The organism is Vibrio sp. SCSIO 43135 (assembly GCF_023716665.1).
Classification (GTDB): domain Bacteria; phylum Pseudomonadota; class Gammaproteobacteria; order Enterobacterales; family Vibrionaceae; genus Vibrio; species Vibrio paucivorans.
In genome coordinates, this window is the sequence record NZ_CP071860.1 from 702,439 (window position 1) to 726,620 (window position 24,182).

Sequence of the window (24,182 nt, forward strand, 5' to 3'; positions counted from 1 at the left end):
TAGAAAAGGATATGAACATGACTATTGAGTTGACAGCGATTGAAGCACGTATCATTGGCTGCTTAATCGAAAAAGAAGTAACCACACCTGATTACTATCCCTTGACGTTAAATGGCCTCACAACAGCCTGCAATCAAAAAAGTAATCGAGAGCCTGTTATGGCGCTTTCGGATGCAGAAGTACAGGATGCACTGGAAGGTTTGATTGCTAAGCGTTTGGTGAGCGATGAAAGTGGCTTCAATAGTCGTGCAAGTAAATACCAACACCGTTTCTGCAACACTGAGTTCGGTGACTTAAAACTGACTGAGCAAGAGAAAGGCATTGTTTGTTGCATGCTGTTACGAGGTCCTCAAACGCCAGGAGAGCTTCGCACTCGAACTAACCGCTTGTGCCAGTTTGGTGATGTAAAAGAAGTGGAATCGGTGCTCGACGCGATGGCCTCACGTGAGTCTGGAGCGCTGGTGGTTAAACTCCCAAGGGAAGCAGGAAAACGAGAGTCGAGATACCAGCACTTGTTCAGTGGTGAAGTAGACATTGAAGCATTGGCACAATATGCCGCACCTGCTGCACCAGTAGCCGCTTCGAATACGAGACTTGATGAACTGGAGAGTGAAGTCGCTGCTCTTAAACAAGAACTGGCTGAACTTCGCAGCCTAGTCAATGACCTCACCAGCTAATATGTCCTCCAATACAGGCATTTGTGAGTGGTATGCTTATTTCGTGCGAATGCCGAACAACGCGCTCTACTGCGGTATTACAACCGACGTAGAGCGTCGTTTTTCTCAGCACTGCCAAGGTAAAGGCGCAAAAGCGTTAAAAGGAAAATCACCACTCACTCTAGTTTGGAGTGAAAGCGCTGGAACGACCCGAAGTGATGCGACAAAGTTAGAGCTGTATTTAAAGCGATTACCAAAACAGACTAAAGAAGCATTGGTCAGTGGTGAGCTGTCCTTGACGCAGGTCGTTGAAGCTAATTGATTAATTTTTATGTGGTGATTCAAAGTATGTATTAACCTTGTTTATGGGAACATAAAAAAGGTTGGTAAGGAAATGAAACAACTAACAAAATTATCAGTGGTGGTAGGGGCTTCTTTGGTGACGATGGCTGCACAGGGTGCGACTGCTGTCTCCGATGCGCGTGGTAATGGTATGGGTAATACCGGTGTCACAACAGCAGATTACCTGTTAGCTCCTTTCTACAATCCTGCACTTGTCGCGGTGTACCGGGATAGGGACAATATAGGGATACTGTTTCCAGCACTTGGTATCAATGCTCGCGATACCGATGAATCTCTAGATACTATTGACTCCCTTCAAGATTCGATAAACGAATTCGAAAACACTAATACGCCGTCTCCGGAACTCATTTCGCGGATGAACGGTTATCTGGACGATCTTGAAAATGACAAGCCTCTGGCTATTTCTGGTGGTGCAGCGGCAGCTGTGGCGATTCCATTCGATGTTGTTTCAAGTAACTTCTTTGTTCGTGGTTATGCAGAAGTTATCGCTAGCCCAGAAATATCCGAGAATACGGGAGATACCCCTTCCGCGGTAGAAACACGCTATGAGACATCTTCAGTAGATCTTATTGCATTCGGATATACCGAACTCGGCCTAGCCCTCGCAAAAAGAATGAAGCTTGGAGGTCAGGATGTGTCGTTTGGTATTACGCCCAAATTCCAACAGATGCGGACTTATAAGCAAGACATCTCTATCGAAGATTTTGACATCAGCGATTATGACCAAAGTGAAACATCTAAGAATGCGTTTAACATGGACCTCGGGGCCGTGTGGTTATACAACAACTACCGGGCGGGGGTAGTGGTAAGAGATTTGTTCTCACAGGAAATCGACACATTGGATGTCAGTGGCGTAAGTACATACCACTTAGATACACAAGTTACCTTGTCAGGCGCCTATGTACATAACCTATTTGTACTGACTACTGACTGGGACCTGACCAAACAAAAACGATTTAGTGGCGTTAATGATGATACGCAGTTCTTACGTTTTGGCGGAGAAGTCAACGCATGGGGCTGGGCACAAGCACGTATTGGTTATGAAATTGAAATGGAAGATACATTAGACGATTCCGTCACTTTTGGTGTTGGGATCAGTCCCGGAGATCTCGTAAGCTTTGATCTTGCAGGGAGTTATGCGGGAGATAATCAATTCGGTGCATCGGCTAATTTGGCCTTTACATTTTAATGACAATTGTTCATTAACTGAGCGTAAGTGATTGGAATAAAATAATTTTGTTCCAATCACTATGACCTACGGTATTAAGCGGATAAGATAGGCTCACAACGTATAATTGGCTATTTTTCAAGAAGGCAGGAATGAATAATTTTATAAAAATATCACTGCTCACATGTTGCACACTCGCTAACTCGGCACAATCGGCTCAGGCTTTAACCGACTACTGGAGCTATCAAGATTTCCTTGATGCTTATCCACAGCAGGCTGAATTGACTCAGTCTTTAGCATCGACGGTGCGCGAGCGCCCTATCATGCTCAGCCAAGAGCAGTCAGAGCCTGTTCATATTTCAGTGGTTTATCCGGGTCAGCAAATTTCCGATTATTGGGTTCGGAATATCCAGGCATTTGAGACTCGGCTGGAAAAGCTTGGTGTTCAATATCAAATTAACCAAGTGTTTACTCGCCCAAATGTAGATGTTCGTCAACAGAGCTTGTCGTTAATGGAGGCGGTGAAAAACAAGTCTGATTACTTAATCTTCACGCTTGATACGACTCGTCACCGTAAGTTCGTAGAACATGTTCTTGCTGCGAATAACACAAAATTGATTTTGCAGAATATCACCACGCCACTCAGAGCTTGGGAAGACCGCCAACCTTTTATGTATGTTGGTTTTGACCACGCAACGGGTACGCGAGTGCTGGAAGATTACTACAGAGAAAAGTTCCCAGAAGGTGGGGATTACTCCGTTTTATACTTCTCGGAAGGTTACGTGAGTGACGCGCGTGGCAATACCTTTATTGAAGAAATGACTCATCATGATAAATACCAACTGAAGTCGTCGTTTTACACCAAGGCGACTCGAGAAAGTGGCTATCAGGCAGCATTGAATGCGATTGAAAAGCAGCCTGATGTATCGTTCATTTATGCGTGTTCAACTGATGTGGCTTTGGGCGCAGCAGATGCTCTAAAAGAACTCAACCGTACTGATATCGTATTGAATGGTTGGGGCGGCGGCAGTGCCGAGCTTGAAGCAATTAAGAACAACGAACTTAATGTGACTGTAATGCGCATGAACGATGACACTGGCATTGCGATGGCTGAAGCCATCAAATGGGATTTGGAAGGCAAGCCTGTACCGCAGGTATATTCGGGTGACTTTGAACTTGTGACTGCAGAAGACAGTCAGGAGAAAATAGACGGATTGAAAAAGAGAGCATTTAGGTATTCAGACCAGTGAGATTTTTGAGCGAAAAGTTAAGGCCTAAAACGAGAAACCTAGCGACACTGATTTCAAGATCGGTGTTTGTGGTGATCGCGGCATTAACACTGATAGTGTTGTTTCAAAACTATCAGGTTAGCTCACAGCTTATTTCAGAAGAAATCAAACGGACAACCAAACAAACCTCCAGCTTAGTTCAAGGGATCGTCAACTTTAAGCTCACGTCTTTACAGATTCAGCAAGACAGTTACAGCAGAAATGACACCTTGGTCAAAGCAATACGCGCCAGTCTTCAGGGGGAAATCAGTCAGTTCTTCGATAGTGTTGATGAAACGGAACCGGATTACACACCGGACTTTCGTTACATCACCATCAATAATCAGTTAATTTGGGATGACTCTAGTTACCAGTTCTATGGGATGGAAACGTCGGCTTTAGCGCAGCTGAGCCAAGATATGACATTGAGCAGTAACTGGCACATAACTCAGGTACCGTCTTCTCTAGGAGCTCGCTATATTTTGGCGCGCAAGACGCCGATAGTGGATAGTGCGAGTGGTGAAGTGATGGCTACACTACACATCGGTGTTGTACTTAACAACAACTTTGGTTTGATTGAAGCATTAAAAAGGGGCAGTAACTCCGAAAATGTATTGATGCTAGTGGGTTCTCAAGTCATTGCATCAACGCTATCGAAGAAAGATGATTATACACAGCTCGATGTCATCAATCAGTTTGCAGAGCACGACAATACGTCTGCATACTTAGTCGGAGAAACTGAAATCCGTATTAATGGTGTGCCGACGTATCTGTCTGTATACACTGTCCAAAATAACGACTCTATTCTACAGTTCAAGCGACACCACTATTTTGGGATATTGACGCTTTTGGCTCTCATGAGTGTTGTTGCTGTGACCACCCGATATTGGATTCAACGTAGAGTCACCCAAGAGTTAGGCTCGTTAATGCAGTACACTTCAGATACGGTTGAAAGGCGTTATATTGAGCCGTTTAATGGCAGCAAGATCGAAGAGTTCGACCAAATTGGTCAAGCATTAGAGTTGTCCTTTAAGCGCTTGACTGAACAAGAAAAGCAATTTGAAGATCTGTTTAATTTCTCTCTTTCACCAATTCTTGTGTGGAATCGTGAAGGGCGAGTGATCAAAATGAACCCTGCGGCTCAAAAATACTTCAACGCAAGTAAAGTTGAGGACCCAACTTTCCATCAATTGGTTGAAAAGCTACTTCCTCAAGTCATGATGGCTGCACGTGGTGCGACGCTGACTGGCCTCAATATTCCTTTAAATGACAAAGTCTTTCGATGGAATTTGTCGCCAATTAGAGTTGAACATCAAACACAGCACATTCTGGCTCAGGGACAAGACATCACGTCACTTATCCTCGCTGAACAGCAAAGTGAGACTGCTCGATTAGAAGCGGAAGAATCGGCTCGCGTTAGGGCTGATTTCTTGGCTAAGATGAGCCATGAACTTCGCACACCGCTTAATGGTATTTTAGGTGTCTCCCAGTTACTTAAACGTGGGTTGAATGAGCCTGAACAGAAAGAACACGTGGACATACTTTGCAATAGTGGCGAGCACCTATTGGCGGTACTGAACGATATTCTCGATTTTTCTAAAATAGAGCAAGGTAAGTTCAATATTCAACACACTGAATTTCGTTTAATTGAAACGAACCAAGCGGTCGAAAAAATATTCTCTCCACTTTGTGACGAAAAGGGGATCTCCTTGTCGGTTCAAACAGACTTTGAGCCAGACATTATCCTCAACAGCGATCAGGTTCGTCTCAACCAAATCTTGTTCAATTTGGTAAGTAACGCGGTGAAGTTCACTCACCAAGGCTTTGTTAATGTGTTGGTTTCTTTAAAGACCACCGATAAACAGAGCCAGTTAAGCGTAGTAGTAGAAGATAGTGGTATCGGAATATCAAAGAATAAAACGGACACGATCTTTGAGCCATTTGTTCAGGCTGAATCAACAACCACGCGCGAATATGGAGGAAGCGGCCTAGGATTGACGATAGTGAATAGTTTGGTTGACTTGCTTGGTGGTACGATCGACGTTCACAGTGAGCTGGGCCGTGGCTCTCGCTTTGAGGTGGTGATACCAGTAGATGTCGTCGATTGTCACGGTTCTAAACCCAATACCGCCAATGATGTTAACCCTGATGAACTGTTCGACAGGCAGCTTAGCGTTTTGCTGGTGGAAGACAATCACACCAATGCATTTATTGCCAAAGCATTCTGTGAGAAATATGGCATGGAGGTGACTTGGGTCCAAGATGGAATCCAGTCGATTGAAAGCGTCCAAAAACACCAATATGACCTCGTACTGATGGACAATCAGTTGCCAAATCTTGGTGGCGTTGAAGCAACACGAATTATAAAAGAAGAGCTGCAATCAGAAGTGCCAGTATTTGCCTGTACCGCCGATGGTATGCTCGACACTAAGCGAGAATTTCTTGCAGCGGGTGCCGATTATGTGTTGGTTAAACCGCTTAAAGAAAAAGCGCTATTTGACGCGTTTATGTATTTAAAATCTCATTACTTAAGCGACGATTTAGTCGAATAGCATTCTCTTACCTGTCACACCGTTCTTTTATAGCACTGACGCATTAACCGATAGCTCCAAGATTCGTCCTTTCAGCTCATCGGTCATCTCAATTGAATGATTAAACTTGATACCAATCTTATGGCCTGATTTGGTTTTAGTAATGTTGACGATTTGATATTTAATTTCGTTACTGAAAAACGTGGTGAGGTCATTTTCAATTTCAATAACGCTCGACTTCGTCAGCTCATTTTCCCCTAAAATGAAAAGTGCACACCCGGTGAGTGAAATATCTCTTAAATACGCTTGGTACGTCTTGGTTCCCTCGGTAATGGTCGTTTCTAAATCTAAACTGTAGCGCTCGTGTGCTCTTGTTGGTTTTGAAGCAAAGCGTTGAGGTGGACGAAGGAACATTAAGTTCGCAGGTTTAGTTGTTGAAGTAAGTATGGTCGTTTTGAAGGCAATAATGTGGCCGAGTTTTGAATTGGAGATGCCACGCACGACAATAGAGACGTTATCTATAGTACGCATAACTAACGACGAGCGTACTTTCATTGGGACATCTAGGATAATGAACGAACCGTGCTTGAACCCGATCAAATGGGTGGCAAATGTAAATTGATCATTGGGGCCAAATTCAATCACCACCGAGAGTTTTAGGCCAGGAGTGAGCAATGTGTAGAGCTCGTCAATAGACTGATGAGTAGAAGGCATAGCGTGTGCTGATAGGCATATTTGTCATAATTTTAGATGGTTAAATTACCATTCGCCTACAGGGACATAAAGATGAAAGTCGGTGAAGTGTGATTCATCGCTAGACTGTTGACTTGAATTGGTTGGAGCTAGCGATGAACAGCAGAGTTAGAAAGCTATTTACGGGCGAGTTTATGGTGGGCTCTAGAAAAGTGGCCCGCACAAAACGCGCCGACAATCGACAGTTCACCCGCGAGGCAAAGCGCAGCGGCAACTTCAGCTAATGCTTGGGATTTGCCATTACCGTGTAAACCAAGAATATCCAAACAGGCTTTTTGGCTTGGGAGCCCAGTACCACCGCCAACTGTACCGACCATAATGTTTGGTAGTGTTACGCTAGCGTATAAACCACCGGATTTATTGATTTCCATCCGAGTCATACCTACTGCAGACTCAGCAACACAAGCAGCATCTTGGCCACATGCAATATAGAGCGCTGCGAGAGCATTGGCATAGTGGGCATTGATACCAATTGTACCACTTAGTGCACCACCAACCGTGGTCATTTGTCCAAATTGAACCATCTTCTCAGGCGTTGTATGTAGGTATTTTTCCACCAACTCTTTGGTTAGATGTACTTCGGCAGTGACTTTCTTACCTCGAACGCTACGAAGCGAGTGTGCGTTTGGCTTTTTGTCGCCAGACAGGTTGCCATCTAGAAATGCATAATCAGGATCTACTGGGGTGTGCTCCATAATGAACTCGAATACTGCATTGGTAGCTATTGTCACCATATTCTGTCCGGATGCGTCGCCAGTCAGGTACTCAAAAACGAGGTAGACATGGTTGCCTTCGATATTGACGTTAATATCGGTGAGTTTACCGTGTGATGTGGTTGACTCTGCAATTTGTTTGAAGGTGTCGTATTGAGTCACAACCCAAGCGACGAATTGGCCGGCTTCTTTTAAACTATGAAAAGCGAATCCGGGTGTACGTGTCACGCCTTCGTTAAGCAGCATGGCACTCGCGCCACCCGCTGCAGTGATGAGCTGAGAGCCTCGATTGTACGACGCCACTAATGCCGCTTCAGTCGTCGCTAGGGGAATCAGGTAATCTTCATTGGCGAAAAGGCCATTGACTCGAAGAGGGCCTGCCACACCAACAGGTAGCTTGACCGTACCGATAAAGTGCTCGATGTTTTTTGCGTACACTTCTTTTTGTTGCTCTGTCGTGGCATCAAGAAGTTGGCTTTTATCGGTTAAGGATTCCAAGACACTCCAGCGTTTGTCGACGTTCTTATCTGTTAGGTAGGGGCTGGGAGTGAGTCTTAGGGAAGACCTGCCTAGATTCGGGCGTAGGGTTTGTTCTAACTGGTCAGCGCTCAGTTCACCTCCAAGAAAGGAAACGTAATCGCGTTGGTGCAGGTTTAGTTTTGGCATAGTGAACCGATATTGTAACTTTGAGTTGGGATTCTACTGACTGAGTATAGAAACACAATGCTGGTGGAACGTTTTGCAACGAAATCGTCGCTAGATTTCATCTAAACATGTATATCGAGCAACGAGCCAATCATATCTTGTTCACGCTGAAGCATATTAGTGCCTATACGATTGTAGTGTTGAGCATTTCCAAGCTTGATGAGTGGTTCATGAGAGCTAGGTAGAGGAGGAGGAGGGGAGTCGTCATCGATCTTGTTGAACTCGAGTGATTTGTCATGCAATTCTACCGGGGCAATGGACTGCTGTTGGGCAATTTCAAGAGCGGCTTCTTCTGCCATCTTGTTTGATTGCTCAATTACTTGATAACCAGATTGGACTCCTGATACTGGCATAACGTACCTCCGCTAATAAAAGCGTAAGACGCATTTGCAATTTTCGCAAGCTGTGCTATCAGTGACTGTAGGGCAAAGGCGCTAGTCAAATAGGCTTGTTATAAGGTTCAGCTCTTCCTCGGTTAGTACCGTTTCTTTCTCAATATCTAGAGAAGAACGAATCTCACCTTGCAGAGATCTCAACTGTTGAGGAGTTAGCAGCTTTAACTGTGCTTTCAACTGTTCAAATTGAATCGATGTCATTTGCTTGTTTCCCAAAATATGCGTAGTCACGCTATCTTGAAAGTAAGAGACAGATCCATTCATCTCGTTACCCTCGTAAGAATAAACTGAGATCATTGTATTTGCTGTAGTGCAATATTTGTCCGAGTTTTGTCAATCCATGTAAGACAAACGTAAACCAAAGGCAAGATATTACCATTTTAGGCAGCTAGTTGCTTACTCGTACTGCAAACTTGCTGGCTAAAGAATGCAGCTCGGGAAGCATTCGGTATATTAGGTGAAGCTGCTGCAATACCATTCTCGCCGAAGTGTCATCATCATCACGCCATTCTGATAGGCGTTGCTCCAATGCAGGATCAGAAAAATCAGATGTGTCGCAGTCACCGCAATGATCATGGAGTTGAGTATGGAGCACCTCCAGATGTTTGTGGATCACACGGTGAGTATCCAGAACGAGTTGATGGGTCGATTCGTCTTCTATGCGCGTACGGTGGGCTCCCAGTGCTGAGATATAACTCAACAGTGCGTGATTTAGAGTGAGGAAACGGAAGCTTTCATCTACTGCGGTTCGGTAGCGCCCAGGCTCTGCTAGCATACTACTAATTGCCGCTGTTAGGTTGGCATCATTGTTGTGAGCATGTCTACGAGAAATACGGTAGGTCAGGCTATCTTTCTTGCCAATGCGGTACTGCCCAATAATCTGGCCTAAGTATGTTTTATTAGCGTCGATGGCTTCTGCCATAACCTTATGAAGTCGTTTAGACTGCCAATCTGGCATGATGAAAACGACCGCCGCAACCGCTAGAGCGCAGCCTACTAGTGTATCGGCCAAACGTGGTAAGACAACGGCGTAACCTTCACCGAGTTGGTTAAAACAGAATAGAACCAACAAAGTAATGAACGCAGTCGCAAAGCCATAGTTATTGATACGGAAGGCAAAGAACATGACTCCAGAGAACACGATTAAGAACAGTTGGCTTTCTTGAGATGGAAAAAAGGTCAGTAGAGGTACACCGATAAGCAGACCCGCTATGGTGCCCAAAACACGAGCCGTAAGCTTCTGTCTTGTCGCGCTATAGTTAGGTTGGCAGACAAATAAGGTGGTCAGTAGAATCCAGTATCCCCTTTCAATATCAAATCCTTGTATGATTCCGTAACCGGCCGTGAGCGCAATCGACATTCTAACGGCGTGCCTAAAGAGCATAGAGTCTTTGCTGAAGTTAGCTCTAATCCGCTGCCACATTGCTTTTAGGGTATGCGCATCAGTGTCATCGAGTACGTCTTCTTCAAGTCTGTGTACGTCTGGGTTGTTCACATTGTTGAGGAGTTTTTCTACCGTCGCTAAATTGTTAAACAGATAATCAAGCTGAGCCAGAGAACCTCGTATTTCACTGGAACGGTGATGCTGCAAATGCTCTAGAGAAAGTTGCAGCTCGTCCAAAGCCATGATTGAGTCTTCAGTATGCTGATACTCTTTTCCGAGGCGAATGGAATAAGCAATCTCTCGACATGCCTTGGCTTGTGTCTCGAGTAGATACTTGAACCTAAACATCACATCTGAACGTTGGAAGTTTTGAGCGAGCTCTTGATAGCGATAGTGGCTTGAACTGACACGCTCGTGGATATCCTGCGCAAGAAAGTAAATATTCAAGAAACGGTCACTGGCACCGTCGATGTGCCCACGCTTTGAGCGAGTGAGTAGCGTCGCTTTACATAGGTTCAGGGCTGTTACGGTCGCGGCATTTAATTTGGCTTCAGCAATTCGGTGAGGTTGAGGTACAAGGTCTGAAACAGGGTGGAACAGATTGCTTTTCGATTCGAGGTAATTGGCTAGCTGCAAAAATACATTCGCTAAGCTCTGCTGAACGGGCTGCATAGGCCAAAACATATGCCAAATCATGGACATGAAGTAGTACCAGCTTGCCCCTGTGAGCAGCATCAAGGGCTGGAACCATAAATTGGTGCTTTCGTGTGCACCGAGCATGGCATAAATCGCGATTAGCAAAGAGCCAAATGCAATGCTTGCGTAGCGTGGGCCAATAGCACCGAGCATGATGAAACCAAAAGTAGAGGCAAATAAGCCTAAAGCAAACAATATTGGTGTGCTAAATAAAAACTCGATCGAAAAAGAGGCGATGCCAAAACAGATTAAAGTGATTATGAGAGATTTTAATCGCCCAGTAAAACTATCGTCACTCTCGGCAAGTGCTGCGGCGATGACGCCAAGAATCAATGGAATAATGAGAGTATTGAGTTGGTAGTACCAAGCCGGAACCACAACCCCCAGAAGAGTGATTACAATCAGGATGCTATAGTTTATCGTTTTGTTTGCCCAGTATAGGCGTAACTGATTCGAAAGTGGCACGCGGATTCAACTCATAACAAAAAAATGAGTGTAGCAGACTTTGCTTCTAACTTTCTGACACAGATACAGAAAAGGTGCTGAATGCTTACTAATTGGTCACTCACTTTCTTGACAAAAACTTATCATAATGAGAAACCATTCATATATACTGCTATCCAGCTACCCACATAGAAAAACAACAGGCTAAATTCCAATGCAGCTGAGTGCTAATAAGACTGCACAGTATCTTATTCAAAACGAGTATCACCAAGTTAACCTTGAACCGGCTCTTCTTATTCTCTCATCAGGTATAAGTGAAGAGCATATTCCTTTCCATGTCTGGAACGGGCATGTCACGCTTAAACGTGGGCTATTTTGGGGGAGTATTCAGTTCTTCGCACATGAAGAGGAGGGGGTTCAAAAGTCTTGGATGGTTCAAGGCCTGCCATGGGAACGCTGCAGAGAATTTGCGCGAATTGCTGTCGCGAGTTATCAAAAGTGGCACAACCATCAGTGTGAACAGCTTCATCAGTATTTGCCTAACTGGGAGCAAGAGCTCGATCGCCTCATTAAATTACCGACTTTTTTGTCGCATTCTCAGATCAATAACTGGTACAGCTCTATTTCAAATGACTTTGAAACCATGGGGATGAGCCTACTTGAAGCAAGCCAACGGATGCCGGCTCGAATTCAAGCTCTTGAACCTTGGCTTATTGAAAGCGATAAGGTTTTAGCTGAACGCAATAAAGCTTGGATCGCCAATGAGCTTGGAAATTGGGAAGTGTTATTCAACCAAGTAGAGTCATCGCCACTGAATGCGTCTCAGCAGCACGCGGTACTTCTTAATGATGACAATAACCTAATCCTCGCTGGGGCTGGCTCTGGCAAAACTAGCGTGCTTACAGCCCGTGTTGCTTATTTGCTTCAGAGCCACCTTGCGCAAGCAGAAGACATTCTGATGTTGGCATTTGGCCGAGAGGCCGCTGGAGAAATGTCTCAACGCTTGAACGATAAAGTCGGTCTGGCGGCAGAGAGTATTCAGGTGAACACCTTTCACCAGCTTGGCCTAAAGATACTTAATGATGTAGAAAAGGAGCCTGTCACCATTTCGCCAGTGGCGTTGGACGATAAGTTAAGACAAGCTTGGTGTATTGATTGGCTTAAGAAGCACTGGATGACGCCAACAAGTTTTAAGCGTTGGCAGAAGCATTTATCGCAATGGCCTATTGCGTATTTGGCCGGTGATGATGAGCTTGGAAGTCACGTAGAAAACCCTAAGCTGATCGCTTGGTTGGAAAAGCAGATGATGCAGTTGGCGGCGGTTGGCTTAAACAAAAAACAACTGCAAGAGCGCTTAGTGTCCCACCCTGAATATACGCGTTTGAATAGTGAACTCGCATTAGTATGGCCATGTTATCAAGCTTGGCAGCAGATGCTTAAAGAAGAAAAACACATTGATTTCAATATAATGATCAATCGTGCGACCCAACACGTGAAGAAAGGTAAGTTTAAATCGCGTTGGCGATACATCATGATTGACGAATATCAGGATATTTCACCGGATCGTTTGGCACTAGTGGAAGCGCTATGTGAGCAAAACCGAGAAACGGATCCTTGCGTATTATTTGCGGTAGGGGATGATTGGCAGTCTATTTATCAATTTGCCGGTTCGGATGTCGACCTTACCACTGGTTTTGAGCAGCGTTTTCCACACTCTACGGTGCATTACTTGGATACGACATACCGATTTAATGACAAAATTGGTGAAGTGGCGAATCGTTTCATTCAAGAAAACCCTGCACAGCTAGAAAAGCAGCTAAACAGCTACAAACAAAAGAAGCAGAAGTCTGTATCTCTAGCTCCTACAAGCCGTATTGAAAAAATCCTCGATCAGCTCAATCGCAGTGCGAAGTCATCGAAATCCGTATTGCTATTAGGCCGCAATCATTATCACTGCCCGGAGTTATTGGGTGAGTGGCAAAAGAGCTTCTCGATGTTGTCGCTCGAGTTTATGACCTGTCATGCGAGCAAAGGTAAAGAAGCTGACTTTGTTATTATTCTTTCCGTTGATGAAGGGCAGTTCCCTTCAAGGGTGAAAACATTGCATCTAGATGGAGCATTGACTAAGTCGGATGATGACTACCCTTATGCTGAAGAAAGACGCCTATTCTACGTGGCGATGACTCGTGCCAAGGAGAAGGTGTGGATCCTACATAACGGTAGTGGTTCTAGCTTTGTGAAAGAGCTTGCCGATAATGATTATCCGGTCGCTAAGCTCAAATAACTTGCATCAAAAGAAAACACCCCGCTTTTGCGGGGTGTTTTGCTTTTCAACCTAGCGACTCGATACTTATGTACGCTCAGCGAGGTAAGCTTCGTAATCAGGGATTTCGATATCCACCTCTTGTTCAACCAGCGGGGACTCAAACAAAAACTTCGCTGTAGCACGGTTAGTTGCGACAGGGATGTTCCATACACTGGCGATACGAAGCAAGGCTTTAACATCAGGGTCGTGCGGCACAGCATTAAGCGGGTCCCAAAAGAAGATCATCATATCAATCTTGCCTTCAGAGATCAGTGCGCCTAATTGCTGATCACCGCCCATTGGGCCACTGATCATGCTCTTGATTGCTAAGCCTGTCTCTTTACTAAGCATATTACCCGTCGTTCCGGTAGCGTATAAAAAGTGACTCTGTAACTTCTCTTTATTCTCTTTCACCCAGCGTAGCAGTTCAGGCTTACAATTATCGTGAGCGACCAAAGCCACATGTTTATGTGCTGGCATGGTGCGTGTTGTTTTTTGCATGTACGTTCCTAATGTTTCAATCAATTTTAATTCTTTGTTTATCAATAACGAAAAATGCGGCACTAATCAATCAGGTTAACCTCAAAAGTTGGCCTGTACTCGGAAGGAGAGAGGGAATCTGCAATGACACTCGGTTTTAATTTATTCGAAGTAAGGGGTTCAATGATTGGTGCTTGTGCGAACTCATAGGGTTGGTTGTTCAAGTATTGGTATGCTTGACGAACTGAAAGGCGCCCTTGTTTGACCATTTTATCCGTTGGAGCAAACTCGACTCGTTTACGCAGCAGGCCGCGGTATACACCGTGACTGAGGTAAGTCGATATCAATGAGATTTGCTGAGATTTTCCAGCAGTGCGAAGTTCGCTAATCGCTGCTTCGATAGCAACTGCACTGCCAACAATATACTTCACTTCGTGACCATCAATGACCTTTTGAACTAGGTTACGCTGCAATTCTTTATCGTTGTCCGCCCAAAAGGTTTCAACGACATTAATGTCACTGCCTTTTATCGCTCGATGAAAACCTTGAATAACCGGTTTGGTCCCCCCCCGAGATACGGGGCCAGGCAACAAAGCAATGTTGGTTATCCCTGAGCCTTTAGGGTGCTTTTCTGCCATGTATTGGCCAACTAGGTAGCCCATCCAGTACCAATCAACACCCACTTCACCTTTGAGTGAAGCCTGGTTAGCTTTCCCCACTTCTAGATGGTTCACACTTGCAAAAAGCGGGGTGTTACCAATCAGTTCAGGAAGATCATTTTGATAGATATTCGGAGCGACGGTACCCAATACTATGGCATCTGCTCCCCACTGAGTGCAGCGCTTCAGCTGTTCCCGTTGCTTGTCGTGGTTAGGGTAGCCGCCGGACTCGAATACTTGGAGCTGCATACCAAGCTTACGAGCTTCATCGACCATGCCGTAGTTCACTGACAACCAATATGAGTCTTTTAAATGAGGGTAGATAGCACACAGCTTGTTATCGGCTGCATGTGCAACGCCGGTTAACCCAGTTATTAAGCCAAGTAGTGTTATACGTTTGAACTTAGAAAGCATATTAGATGTGCCCATGGGTAATTCAGTGGCATATTGACGGTAAACACTGCAGAATATATCGGATTCTGTTTCAGTAAAGAAGTGAAGTTTTCATATGTTGTTGGCGAAGGCCAGTATAGGTCGAAAGTTACTGTTCGCTTTTTTGGCGATGGCATTGCTTGTCTTGTCATCGGCATTGATCGGTGTATTTGGTTTTTCTTCGGTTGCAAAAACGGAGCGCAACGTGGTGAACTTTGCCATCCCTTCAATGATTGAAGCGCGCCAAGTATCTGAACTCAGTGCACGAATTATTGCCTCTGTTCAGGTACTGTCTAATGCTCGAACCGAAGATGAAAGGCAAGAGTCGGGAAAGTTGCTATTTGCCCAGCTTGAATCACTACTCACCCATATCAAACAACTCGGAGCGTACTCTTTCGACTCTGACCTGCTGGCCAAACTCGAGCGAGACGTTCAAACCATTATCGATACGTTGGCTGAGCTTGGCTTGACCGTTGAGCAAAGGCTGAACTTAGACGATGAACTCGCGACTCGGGTAGCGCAGATGCGTGCCCTTGCAACGGAGCTTGAACAACTTACCCGTACCCAAGTACTCAATACCAGTACTGTTGCAGTCGCTAACGTGACCCATATTTATGACTTACTCGAAGACAAGCAGCTAGACAGTGCTTATCAAGCTTTGGATACTTTAGTCGAGGTCGATCTCGACCTTTCTGAACGTCTACACGAGCTGCACTTACTCGCATTCACTATGCTAAACCAAATCGAAGAAACTCAAACGGTGACGGATGCGAATCGTATTGAGGCAATTCGGAAAGAGTTTAAATCCAACTTGAGCATTATGCAGCGTAGGGTGACCGCTGTTGAAGACCCAACGCGATCTCAGCAAATGACCGTATTGTTAAATGAGCTGGCTGAACGGGCGAGCGTGTTTAATGTTCTTGAAGAACGGTATAACAACGAACAAAACTCCCAAACGTTAATGCAAAACACGCTTGTTCAATTTGCAGACTTAAACAACACCGTAAATCAATTGGTTGATGACTCTAATTCGACCACGACAGCCGCAGTTGAAGAACTGAAAACGACTCTCGATTACGCTCAAGTTACACTCGTTGTACTGAGTATGTTTGGTCTCATTATCGTGGCTGTGATCGTGTGGCGAGTGGTTTACGTGCAAGTGGTAAGCAGATTGGCTGAGTACTCAGCGGCTTTGTTATCTGTGGCTCGTGGTCAGCTAGATGTGGATATCTCAGTAAAAGGCAGCGATGAGCTTGCTCATATGGGGCAGGCGATAGTAACAGCTAGAGATACAGCCAGTGCGTTGAAAGTGACTGCTGAAAGTGAAGCAAAAGCAAAGAAAGAGCTTCAAGAGCACAAGGAGCACTTAGAAGAATTAGTAGCGGAACGCACTCAACAACTTGAGCAGAGTAATACCAAGCTTAACCAAGAAGTGCTGAATCACGCGAAAGCTAGAAGCCAAGCGGAGCAAGCTAACCGCGCAAAATCGGCTTTCTTGGCCACTATGAGTCACGAGATTCGTACACCGATGAATGGTGTGTTGGGTACCGCGCATTTGTTACAAGACTCAGGCCTGAACCATCTGCAAAGTCACTATGTCAACGTGATCAACAGAAGCGGAAATACCTTGCTCGCTATCCTCAACGATGTACTCGATTACTCAAAGATTGAAGCAGGGCATTTAGCCATTCGTCCGGTTAACTTTAACCTCCATTCCATGGCCGATGATACCTACCAATTGTTACTAGGCAGAGCAACCGAGAAAGGGATAGACCTTAATCTGCAAATTGAAAGTGATGTGTCCAAGTTCTGGCTGGGCGATGTGACTCGAATAAGCCAAGTGCTCAATAACTTAGTGGGAAATGCCATTAAGTTTACAGACGAAGGCTATGTCGATATCTACATTAGCCTTGATCCAGATAATGAAGACATTGTGGTTTTTGAAATTTCAGATTCGGGGATCGGTATTGCAGAATCCGAGCAGGCGGCATTATTTGATGCCTTTACACAAGCATCGGGCGGTGTCGGAGCAAAAGGTGGGACTGGGCTGGGCTTGGCTATCAGCAAGCGACTTGTTGAAGCTATGGAAGGTGAGCTAAGTTTTCGCTCCGTAGAAGGAGAGGGGAGCCAATTCATTGTATCAGTACCACTTACTATAGGTGAGGAGTTACAAGAGGCCACTGAAGCTTTAGCGACTGATTTACTTACCGCTAACGTACTGCTGGTGGAGGATAATCCGGTCAATAGTATGGTCGCTGAGGGCTTTTTACATAGCCTTGGCCATAGTGTGACAACAGCGGAGAGTGGCGAATCTGCTTTAAAAGTAGCGAAAAGTGGTGTCTTTGATATTGCGCTTCTTGATATCAATCTACCTGACTGCAGTGGCGTTGAGCTTTTGAATCAGTTGAGGGAACTTCATCCATCTTTGCCTATGTATGCGGTATCTGCGCATGTCTTTAACGAGGAAGTTGAAAGCTACTTGGCGTCTGGCTTTGATGGCTTTCTACCAAAACCGTTAGATAAGCGAGCGCTTTCAAAAGCGATTCAAAGCGAGCTAACTGGGGGAACACCAATTGAGATGGCGCCGTTTGCGAGTGAAGACAAAACCTTGTTGAGTCTCGACCCGAGCAATGAGTTGTCAGATGAAGTGTGTTCACTAGAGGATAACGAGCTACTTGATGAAAAAGTGCTGAACAGGGATATTGAAGTCCTTGGAGTGGATAAAGTACGCCAAATCGTAGAATTGTTCGAGGTTGGCGCTAAAGAGAGTGTGACAGCGCTAGAGCAGGCTGCAGCAGAGCAAGATAATCAATCTGCTAAAGCACACGCCCACAAACTAAAAGGTTCGGCATCCAGCCTGGGTTTAACTCAGTTATATATGGTATGTAAATCCATCGAGGCCAGTACTAACCCGGTTACTGAATACATCAATAATCAAGCGCTCCTAACAGAACTAGTCACGTCATCGCATGTTGCTTTGATTAGGTTGGTATCGAGTTATCAATCCTGATAAAACCAACAACGAATGGATAGCTAGATTACAAAATAGAAAAGGCTGCCATTGGCCGCCTTTTCAGTTCAATAACAAGATAGCTTAACGATCCCAATATGCTTCTTCTAAGCTGTCTTCTCGTTCTGGTAGTGCGCGAGAAAGGCGAGGAGAGTGCTGAGTTAACACTTCATAGCTTACGCGGTTAGCGTACTTACACACTTGTGAAAGTGAAGAATACGTCAAGTATGGTTGGTCATGCTTAGACGAGTTCGGCACGTTCGTTTCATGGTAGCTATTTGCTGCCATATCATGCAGTAATGCAGATAGCGCGCCATCACCAGCACCATTTGTATTCTTGATTTCTAATGGACCGCCTAGGTAAGGGCCTATATGTGAGTACACCTTGGTCGGGGTCTTACATTCAGACTTACGCATTGCTCGGCTAAATTCATATTTATTGAATTCAGGAATGTTACCTGGCAACAGAGGTAATTCAGTTTCGCGTTTTGCAGAGTCCTCAACGTAACCAGCCATGTATAGGCCAATTGGTCCGGCAGTACACAACACCAGATCAACCCACTCAAGTGCCTTGTCTGCAGCTAATAGAGGATCTTTCTCACCAGTCAGTGATTCACCTTCTTCTTCGTTCATTGCGACAACGGTAATGTTTTCTTTGATGTAGTCTTGCCACCATTTTTCGTTGCCCTCAATGACCCACTTGGTCCCTAGAGTCAGTACAACAGGAACATTTTTAGATTTGGCAATCTCAATCGCACGAGCGACGGCTTGAGGCATAGGGTCTTCAGGCTTACCACGCATTAGGTAAGATGAAACCACTAGCGCTGATGCTTTATCGAACACCTCTTCAGGCACACTGTCTGGGCGAAGTTTATTCATGTGGCCTTCATTGATAGCAAATGTACGTTCACCATCTTCTGAAATCAGGGTGTAGCAACGGCCGATAGGACCATCCACCATTTGTAGGTGGTTTAGGTTCATCCGTGAAGAAGTTCGACATAGATAACGATAAGCGTAAGAGCCTACTTCTACATTCTTCGACATTACGCCAAGTAGCACTGATTTGCTGTCTGCAAGCACCGAATAGTTGTGCAGTGTGTTACCGATTGTGTCACCTGGATGCTGGTGAGTAATCAGTCCACGCTCGACGAGTTCTTCGTAAAGAGCGTTCGCTTTACTTTCTTCTAGGACTAATGAATGTCCTTTGCTGAGTTCGTACTTTTCTAGGAACTCATTGTCTACACGAGCTTCAATATCAACAATTGTTTGCCCAACGCCAACAATAATAGGGCGATGTAACTTGGGTGTTTGCTGGATTTGATTGACCAATGGGTCACGAGCATGAGTAGGGAAGTAGTGCTTAGATTTACGCTGTCCAGGGAACTTCATGTGAAAACGGGTAGTTGAGAATTTTCCTGCATAATATCACATAAATGTTATATAGCTTTCATTTAAATTACATAAAAACGTGTTTTATAACGCGAGATGACAGTGCGCTTGTTTGAGTTTTAAGCAGAATCAAAAGAGGAGCCTAACTCAGCTCCTACCTTTTAATTTATTTTACCGATTCAGGTTGATCCACGTAGGCTTTAGTGCCCCACAGCGGGACGGTTGATAGACTGTGCTTAAAACTACCTTCAGTTTCTTTTGTTGTGTAAGACAAGTACAGCAAGGCTTGGTTCTCAGCATCGTAGATACGACGTACTTTCATTGTCTTAAAGAAAATACTCTTAGATTGCTTGAAGACCACTTCACCGGATTTGCTTTTGTCAATTGAGGCAATCATCTCTGGTGTAATATCGCCAGTTTGTCGGCAAGAGATAGAGCTGTCACTTGGATCGGAGAGACTCAGGTTTGCTTCAACAGAAGCAATATGACAAGTAACCCCCGGTATTTTCTCATCGTCTAGGTTGGAAATCTTTATGTCTTTCAACGTAAAAAATCCAAGGCTTACGTCGCCTACTTCTTTGTTGTCACAACCGACCAAAGCGAGTGTTAAAGCAGATAGTACAGCGATTTTCTTCATCATATTATTAACCTAAATCCTTAATGTTCAGACTAGTGTATACCTATCTGTTATTGATGTACCAGATTCATAACAACAAATTGCAAAATCTGAAATAGCGCTTGTGGGGGTGACAGCGCATCGCTATGCTTGTGCTAACTTCTACAACGGACGTATTTATGTCTACTCCTGAGATTGCACGACTAAAGAACAACTGGCTCTTCGATCACGTCAACGTGAAATTCCCCACTAAAGAAAGCTTACAAGGTAAGGCGCTCTATCAAGCGCGAATGGATACCGCGACCTATGAGCATTACTTAGAAGTAGGCGAACAACCAAATGGATTTTCTTTAGACGATATATACCTCGTTGATTTTCATCGTTTAACAGTAATGTTTGCGTTACTGCAAGGGCAACAATGGGGCAGTGAAGAGGAAAAATCTGCAATTTTGGAGTTTTTTACTCAAATCATTTTCTCTCCTCCTTGCGACTTATTTGTTGGTTTTAAAGATGGGCAACCTTTCTCGACTGCGATCGTAACCAAACATCATTCAACAGCTTTAGTGTCGGATGTTTTCTGCGTGGGAAAAGCCACTGATAAGCACTTTGTTAGCGCTGTTTTGGAGAAAGCAAAAGTGAGCGCAAGCGAGTACGATGAAATATTGATAGAAGTGGTTGAGTGATCTCTCTATATCATTTGAACAAATAGTGATTTAGCGTCGATTTTCGTCGATTTATTCGAGTAAGTTCTTAGTACTGTTAACCAGATCGTATTCAAACGGATCTTATTTAATATGATGAAGTAAGTCATATGGATGAGGCGAGCTATGAATAATCCGATTAAATGCGTTATTTTTGATTGCGATGGAACGCTTGTCGACAGTGAAATACTGTGCTGTCAGGCGCTGGTGAATATTTTTAATCGACTCGGTGTTCGTTACTCTTTGTCAGAGGCGACTAACCGTTTCGAGGGAGGAAAACTGGCCGATATTCTTGCTTCTGCCAGTCAAGATGCTGGGGTGAGTATTCCTCTTGACACTCTTGAACCGCTTTACCGTGAGGAAGTAACTCGCCTATTTGAGTTGGATTTGAAACCCATGCTTGGTGCGCGTGATTTACTTGAGTTTTTGATGGCCAATCGAATAGACTTTTGCGTGGCATCGAATGGCCCGCGAAGCAAAATAATTCATTCACTCAAGCTTACCCATTTAGAACAGTATTTTACCGGCAATATCTTTTCTGCATTTGATACCAATAGCTGGAAACCTGAGCCCGATCTCATCCGATATTCAGCAATGAATATGGGGTATACGCTTTCCGAATGTGTTTACGTTGATGACACGTTAAAAGGTGTAGAAGCGGGCATTCGTGCTGGAGTGAAAACGTTTCAACTGGTCAACTCTAGTACAAGCTCTATCTATGATGATGTTGAAACGCTTCCTGATTTACCTTCACTTCAACACTGGCTTAGTGCACAGCACAACTTATTGAATGTATCGCTGGGGTAGTGACAGTAGGTAAGGGGTGAATGGCTTGTTGGATGTGTGGTACTTGTTCAAGAAAGGAACCGCAGTGGGCACACAGCAGCGTGTTGTTATCTTCAGAGATTAAAAACTCATCGGATGTACATAATGGACAGCACGATGGGATGTCTTTTACAGAATTATTATATTTCATATTTTTGTCTCAGCAGCTAAAAGCACTACAGTTGTAGTGCGTTCTTTCATCTTAGCCTAAGGGGCAAATGGATGAATCATAACCGCAGTTTTCATGCTAACTTTGAGAAGCATTTCATAGTATTTTGACGTTTTTGACGGAAAGAAGGTAATCAATGAGCAGCGATTGTTTGTATAGCATGGTATTAACCACAACCAATTCTGTCGAAAGTGCGGCTGACATTACCGCTTACGTCCTAGAGAATAAACTCGCAGCCTGCATTCAGCAGTTGGAAATCAAAAGTAGCTACATTTGGAACGGTGAAGTGTGCTGTGATGCTGAATTCTTATTGGTGATAAAAACGCAACACTTTCTTTATCAACAGTTAGAGTCGGCGTTGCTAAGCCGACACCCTTATGAGGTACCTCAAATCGTCGAGGTACCATTTATCGATGGTTTTAACCCTTACTTAAGCTGGATTCAGAGCAATACCAGTCAGTAGAACGTTGTACCCGCATGATCAATAGCGCGACCAATGCGCCTGTTGTGTCGCACAGCATGTCTTTTTGCGCATCCCAAATATCGCCTTGGGAGCCAAGGAAAGCGATTCCTTCATCACCACCGGCAATGGCCGCATACCACCACTCAATTATCTCGTATGCTGCAGCAACGCTCATTATGGCAAACAGGCCGAATAAACTTGCAAATACTGGCTTTGCGACTTTTTTCTTGATTAATACTTCGGCGATTGGGTAGGCATATAGCCCGATAGAGAAGTGGGCGACTCTATCAAAGTTATTACGCTCAGAACCAATAACATGATTGAACCAATCGAATGGCACTTCCGCAAAGGTATACTTTGCACCGATGGTGTGTAAGCACAACCAGATAAACATCATCACTAAAGCCGTTTTACTGAATTCGACTTTAGTGGATACCCATGCAATGACACCTAGGATGGCTACAGCAGGAATGATTTCCGCGATCCATACTGCGCGAGAAGCAGGCGAGATTGCAGAGAATAGAAATACAGCAGTATAGAAAAGTAGCAATACATTGAAGGTCAATCTATTTGAGTTGGATGACATGGTCTTCACCTTAAATTTGCGTTTACTTTAGGGTCTGTTGTTCTTTCGTGGTTAAGTTTTGTTCGGATGGGGACGCCTAGTCAAAATCGTTTTAGGCGAGGCGAAGACTGTGTAGCCTAGTTATTCTAAGCAAATAGTCTTCAACAAAGCATAAAACGATTTTAACGGGGGCGCCTAGCTCGAACCCTTCGGGCAGCCTTTGTGGTCCATTTCTACTGCGTTATCGGCTTCTCATGTAGGCTAGCTACACATCAAACCCTCTGCCTTGTAGAAATTTCCCACAAAGTGCTGCAAAAACCATCTCGAAAGATCAACAGATCCTAGTCATGTTACTTGATAATGAACACTGTTCAATACTTTATTTGTCGCGGTTAGACAGTTTCGCCTTAAAGTAACCGAATATGTTGAAAGATGAATATTTGGCACAATAATGTCCAAACGGCGAGTAAGCATTTCATTAAAGTTTGATTTACATATGACTCACTTTTAAAATTATGCGTTCAATTAAATAACTATAAAAGTAAAGCCATGAAACTGGAAACCGTCGATTATCTTGCTGAGAACGCAGCGGAAGAATTTGTAAAGTCACTGAGAGAAACAGGGTTCGGTGTCTTGAAAAATCACCCAATTCCAAAAGAGTTGGTCGAATCAATTTACGAGAATTGGTACAAGTTTTTTTCTTCTGAGCGTAAGAATGAATTTCACTTCAATGTAGAAACCCAAGACGGTTACTTCCCACCGTCGGTGTCTGAAGTGGCAAAAGGGCACAGCGTTAAAGACATTAAAGAGTATTTCCATGTGTACCCATGGGGACAAATCCCTGAAGAGCTCAAAGAGCAGATCTTAGATTACTATCAACGTGCAAATGCGTTTGCTGAAGAACTCTTAAGCTGGGTAGAAGCTCACGCACCAAAAGAAGTACAAGAGCGTTTCTCTATTGCACTTTCTGACATGATTAACGGCAGTGAAAAAACATTGCTACGTGTACTTCATTACCCACCAATGACGGGCGAAGAAGAACCGGGAGCAATTCGTGCAGCAGCGCATGAAGACATCAACCTATTAACAGTATTGCCAGCTGCTAACGAGCCTGGCTTACAAGTAAAAGGTCAAGACGGAAGTTGGATTGATGTGCCGTGTGATTTTGGTAACTTGATCATCAATATTGGTGACATGCTGCAAGAAGCATCGGGTGGATATTTCCCAAGCACGACTCACCGAGTTATTAACCCAACGGGTGGTCGTCAGGAACACTCTCGTATCTCACTTCCTTTGTTCTTACATCCGAAGCCGGATGTGGTTCTTTCTGAGCGCTACACAGCGGACAGCTACCTAATGGAACGCCTGAGAGAGCTCGGTGTGATCTAGGATTAATTGATAATAAAGTCAGAGCCAGCATCGCTGGCTCTTTTTGTAGCAGGGATCATGTCGTTGCCATCTCAGCGCAGTAATAATTCGACAAACGGAGCAC

Annotated in this window: 21 protein-coding genes; 11 read left to right on the top strand and 10 right to left on the bottom strand. The window is 44.4% G+C overall.

The window, feature by feature from the left end; genetic code table 11:
• The first annotated feature begins 17 nt into the window (after nt 1–17).
• The 5 genes from J4N42_RS17500 to luxQ all read left to right on the top strand — a co-directional run bounded on the left by J4N42_RS17500 (nt 18) and on the right by luxQ (nt 6,007).
• Nucleotides 18–677 carry a YceH family protein gene (locus J4N42_RS17500; RefSeq protein WP_252033874.1) on the top strand — a complete coding sequence of 220 codons (660 nt, stop codon included), beginning with the start codon at nt 18–20 and terminating at the stop codon, nt 675–677.
• Entirely contained in the window at nt 661–978 is a 318-nt protein-coding gene (locus tag J4N42_RS17505; protein WP_286036695.1) for a GIY-YIG nuclease family protein, read from the top strand. Before J4N42_RS17500 ends, J4N42_RS17505 begins: the two co-directional genes overlap by 17 nt.
• 72 nt (nt 979–1,050) lie before the next feature.
• Nucleotides 1,051–2,208 (top strand): conjugal transfer protein TraF, encoded by a 1,158-nt coding sequence (locus tag J4N42_RS17510; RefSeq protein ID WP_252033875.1) that lies wholly within the window; start codon nt 1,051–1,053, stop codon nt 2,206–2,208.
• A gap of 131 nt (nt 2,209–2,339) precedes the next feature.
• The gene (locus J4N42_RS17515; protein ID WP_252033876.1) at nt 2,340–3,437 is read left to right on the top strand and encodes an autoinducer 2-binding periplasmic protein LuxP; all 1,098 of its coding nucleotides are present in this window, start codon (nt 2,340–2,342) and stop codon (nt 3,435–3,437) included.
• Nucleotides 3,434–6,007, top strand: a complete 2,574-nt coding sequence (luxQ, locus tag J4N42_RS17520; protein ID WP_353505400.1) for a quorum-sensing autoinducer 2 sensor kinase/phosphatase LuxQ — start codon at nt 3,434–3,436, stop codon at nt 6,005–6,007. The genes J4N42_RS17515 and luxQ overlap by 4 nt, the downstream gene beginning before the upstream one ends.
• A 27-nt stretch (nt 6,008–6,034) precedes the next feature.
• Here the strand turns inward: luxQ and J4N42_RS17525 are convergent, their stop codons facing one another.
• The 5 genes from J4N42_RS17525 to yccS form a co-directional block, all read right to left on the bottom strand.
• Entirely contained in the window at nt 6,035–6,700 is a 666-nt protein-coding gene (locus tag J4N42_RS17525; RefSeq protein WP_252033878.1) for a PilZ domain-containing protein, read from the bottom strand.
• 155 nt (nt 6,701–6,855) lie between these two features.
• A complete protein-coding gene (locus J4N42_RS17530) occupies nt 6,856–8,118 on the bottom strand; it encodes a hydroxymethylglutaryl-CoA reductase (protein WP_252033879.1) in 1,263 nt (420 codons plus the stop codon).
• 101 nt (nt 8,119–8,219) lie between these two features.
• On the bottom strand, nt 8,220–8,510 hold the full coding sequence (locus J4N42_RS17535) for a hypothetical protein (RefSeq protein ID WP_252033881.1): 291 nt from the start codon (nt 8,508–8,510) through the stop codon (nt 8,220–8,222).
• Between the two features lie 81 nt (nt 8,511–8,591).
• Entirely contained in the window at nt 8,592–8,816 is a 225-nt protein-coding gene (locus J4N42_RS17540; RefSeq protein WP_252034224.1) for a hypothetical protein, read from the bottom strand.
• Nucleotides 8,817–8,940: 124 nt separating this feature from the next.
• Nucleotides 8,941–11,097 carry a YccS family putative transporter gene (yccS, locus tag J4N42_RS17545; protein ID WP_252033882.1) on the bottom strand — a complete coding sequence of 719 codons (2,157 nt, stop codon included), beginning with the start codon at nt 11,095–11,097 and terminating at the stop codon, nt 8,941–8,943.
• Nucleotides 11,098–11,290: 193 nt separating this feature from the next.
• On the opposite strand from yccS, the gene helD reads away from it, so the two are divergent.
• Nucleotides 11,291–13,360: a DNA helicase IV gene (helD, locus tag J4N42_RS17550; RefSeq protein ID WP_252033884.1), complete on the top strand. Its 2,070-nt coding sequence runs from the start codon at nt 11,291–11,293 to the stop codon at nt 13,358–13,360.
• Between the two features lie 66 nt (nt 13,361–13,426).
• Here helD and J4N42_RS17555 read toward each other — a convergent pair whose 3' ends face one another.
• Together J4N42_RS17555 and torT are read right to left on the bottom strand one after the other, a co-directional pair.
• The gene (locus tag J4N42_RS17555; RefSeq protein ID WP_252033886.1) at nt 13,427–13,882 is read right to left on the bottom strand and encodes a methylglyoxal synthase; all 456 of its coding nucleotides are present in this window, start codon (nt 13,880–13,882) and stop codon (nt 13,427–13,429) included.
• Nucleotides 13,883–13,944: 62 nt separating this feature from the next.
• A complete protein-coding gene (torT, locus tag J4N42_RS17560; protein ID WP_252033887.1) occupies nt 13,945–14,949 on the bottom strand; it encodes a TMAO reductase system periplasmic protein TorT in 1,005 nt (334 codons plus the stop codon).
• A gap of 79 nt (nt 14,950–15,028) precedes the next feature.
• Between torT and torS the strand changes: the two genes are divergently transcribed.
• Entirely contained in the window at nt 15,029–17,962 is a 2,934-nt protein-coding gene (gene torS / locus J4N42_RS17565; RefSeq protein WP_252033888.1) for a TMAO reductase system sensor histidine kinase/response regulator TorS, read from the top strand.
• Nucleotides 17,963–18,046: 84 nt separating this feature from the next.
• Here the strand turns inward: torS and J4N42_RS17570 are convergent, their stop codons facing one another.
• Both J4N42_RS17570 and J4N42_RS17575 read right to left on the bottom strand, forming a co-directional pair.
• On the bottom strand, nt 18,047–19,351 hold the full coding sequence (locus J4N42_RS17570) for an inosine/guanosine kinase (protein WP_252033890.1): 1,305 nt from the start codon (nt 19,349–19,351) through the stop codon (nt 18,047–18,049).
• Nucleotides 19,352–19,517: 166 nt separating this feature from the next.
• Nucleotides 19,518–19,991: a CreA family protein gene (locus tag J4N42_RS17575; protein WP_252033891.1), complete on the bottom strand. Its 474-nt coding sequence runs from the start codon at nt 19,989–19,991 to the stop codon at nt 19,518–19,520.
• 155 nt (nt 19,992–20,146) lie between these two features.
• Between J4N42_RS17575 and J4N42_RS17580 the strand changes: the two genes are divergently transcribed.
• From J4N42_RS17580 to cutA, 3 genes are all read left to right on the top strand, one after another.
• Nucleotides 20,147–20,650 (top strand): flavodoxin, encoded by a 504-nt coding sequence (locus J4N42_RS17580; protein ID WP_252033892.1) that lies wholly within the window; start codon nt 20,147–20,149, stop codon nt 20,648–20,650.
• A gap of 144 nt (nt 20,651–20,794) precedes the next feature.
• Nucleotides 20,795–21,475, top strand: a complete 681-nt coding sequence (locus tag J4N42_RS17585; RefSeq protein WP_252033893.1) for an HAD-IA family hydrolase — start codon at nt 20,795–20,797, stop codon at nt 21,473–21,475.
• A gap of 323 nt (nt 21,476–21,798) precedes the next feature.
• Nucleotides 21,799–22,125, top strand: a complete 327-nt coding sequence (gene cutA, locus J4N42_RS17590; protein ID WP_252033894.1) for a divalent-cation tolerance protein CutA — start codon at nt 21,799–21,801, stop codon at nt 22,123–22,125.
• On the opposite strand, the gene J4N42_RS17595 is transcribed toward cutA, so the two are convergent.
• A complete protein-coding gene (locus tag J4N42_RS17595) occupies nt 22,082–22,711 on the bottom strand; it encodes a DUF2238 domain-containing protein (RefSeq protein ID WP_252033895.1) in 630 nt (209 codons plus the stop codon). The two genes, cutA and J4N42_RS17595, sit on opposite strands and share 44 nt — an antisense overlap.
• A gap of 528 nt (nt 22,712–23,239) precedes the next feature.
• On the opposite strand from J4N42_RS17595, the gene J4N42_RS17600 reads away from it, so the two are divergent.
• Nucleotides 23,240–24,079: an isopenicillin N synthase family dioxygenase gene (locus J4N42_RS17600; protein ID WP_252033896.1), complete on the top strand. Its 840-nt coding sequence runs from the start codon at nt 23,240–23,242 to the stop codon at nt 24,077–24,079.
• Nucleotides 24,080–24,182 lie beyond the last annotated feature (103 nt).

What these genes read in the sequence shown, in the direction of transcription:
- J4N42_RS17500 (WP_252033874.1), top strand. Translation starts at nt 18, where the DNA reads ATGACTATTGAGTTGACAGCGATTGAAGCACGTATCATTGGCTGCTTA.
- J4N42_RS17505 (WP_286036695.1), top strand. Translation starts at nt 661, where the DNA reads ATGACCTCACCAGCTAATATGTCCTCCAATACAGGCATTTGTGAGTGG.
- J4N42_RS17510 (WP_252033875.1), top strand. Translation starts at nt 1,051, where the DNA reads ATGAAACAACTAACAAAATTATCAGTGGTGGTAGGGGCTTCTTTGGTG.
- J4N42_RS17515 (WP_252033876.1), top strand. Translation starts at nt 2,340, where the DNA reads ATGAATAATTTTATAAAAATATCACTGCTCACATGTTGCACACTCGCT.
- J4N42_RS17525 (WP_252033878.1), bottom strand. Translation starts at nt 6,700, where the DNA reads ATGCCTTCTACTCATCAGTCTATTGACGAGCTCTACACATTGCTCACT.
- J4N42_RS17530 (WP_252033879.1), bottom strand. Translation starts at nt 8,118, where the DNA reads ATGCCAAAACTAAACCTGCACCAACGCGATTACGTTTCCTTTCTTGGA.
- J4N42_RS17535 (WP_252033881.1), bottom strand. Translation starts at nt 8,510, where the DNA reads ATGCCAGTATCAGGAGTCCAATCTGGTTATCAAGTAATTGAGCAATCA.
- J4N42_RS17540 (WP_252034224.1), bottom strand. Translation starts at nt 8,816, where the DNA reads ATGAATGGATCTGTCTCTTACTTTCAAGATAGCGTGACTACGCATATT.
- helD (WP_252033884.1), top strand. Translation starts at nt 11,291, where the DNA reads ATGCAGCTGAGTGCTAATAAGACTGCACAGTATCTTATTCAAAACGAG.
- J4N42_RS17555 (WP_252033886.1), bottom strand. Translation starts at nt 13,882, where the DNA reads ATGCAAAAAACAACACGCACCATGCCAGCACATAAACATGTGGCTTTG.
- torT (WP_252033887.1), bottom strand. Translation starts at nt 14,949, where the DNA reads ATGGGCACATCTAATATGCTTTCTAAGTTCAAACGTATAACACTACTT.
- torS (WP_252033888.1), top strand. Translation starts at nt 15,029, where the DNA reads ATGTTGTTGGCGAAGGCCAGTATAGGTCGAAAGTTACTGTTCGCTTTT.
- J4N42_RS17570 (WP_252033890.1), bottom strand. Translation starts at nt 19,351, where the DNA reads ATGAAGTTCCCTGGACAGCGTAAATCTAAGCACTACTTCCCTACTCAT.
- J4N42_RS17575 (WP_252033891.1), bottom strand. Translation starts at nt 19,991, where the DNA reads ATGATGAAGAAAATCGCTGTACTATCTGCTTTAACACTCGCTTTGGTC.
- J4N42_RS17580 (WP_252033892.1), top strand. Translation starts at nt 20,147, where the DNA reads ATGTCTACTCCTGAGATTGCACGACTAAAGAACAACTGGCTCTTCGAT.
- J4N42_RS17585 (WP_252033893.1), top strand. Translation starts at nt 20,795, where the DNA reads ATGAATAATCCGATTAAATGCGTTATTTTTGATTGCGATGGAACGCTT.
- cutA (WP_252033894.1), top strand. Translation starts at nt 21,799, where the DNA reads ATGAGCAGCGATTGTTTGTATAGCATGGTATTAACCACAACCAATTCT.
- J4N42_RS17595 (WP_252033895.1), bottom strand. Translation starts at nt 22,711, where the DNA reads ATGTCATCCAACTCAAATAGATTGACCTTCAATGTATTGCTACTTTTC.
- J4N42_RS17600 (WP_252033896.1), top strand. Translation starts at nt 23,240, where the DNA reads ATGAAACTGGAAACCGTCGATTATCTTGCTGAGAACGCAGCGGAAGAA.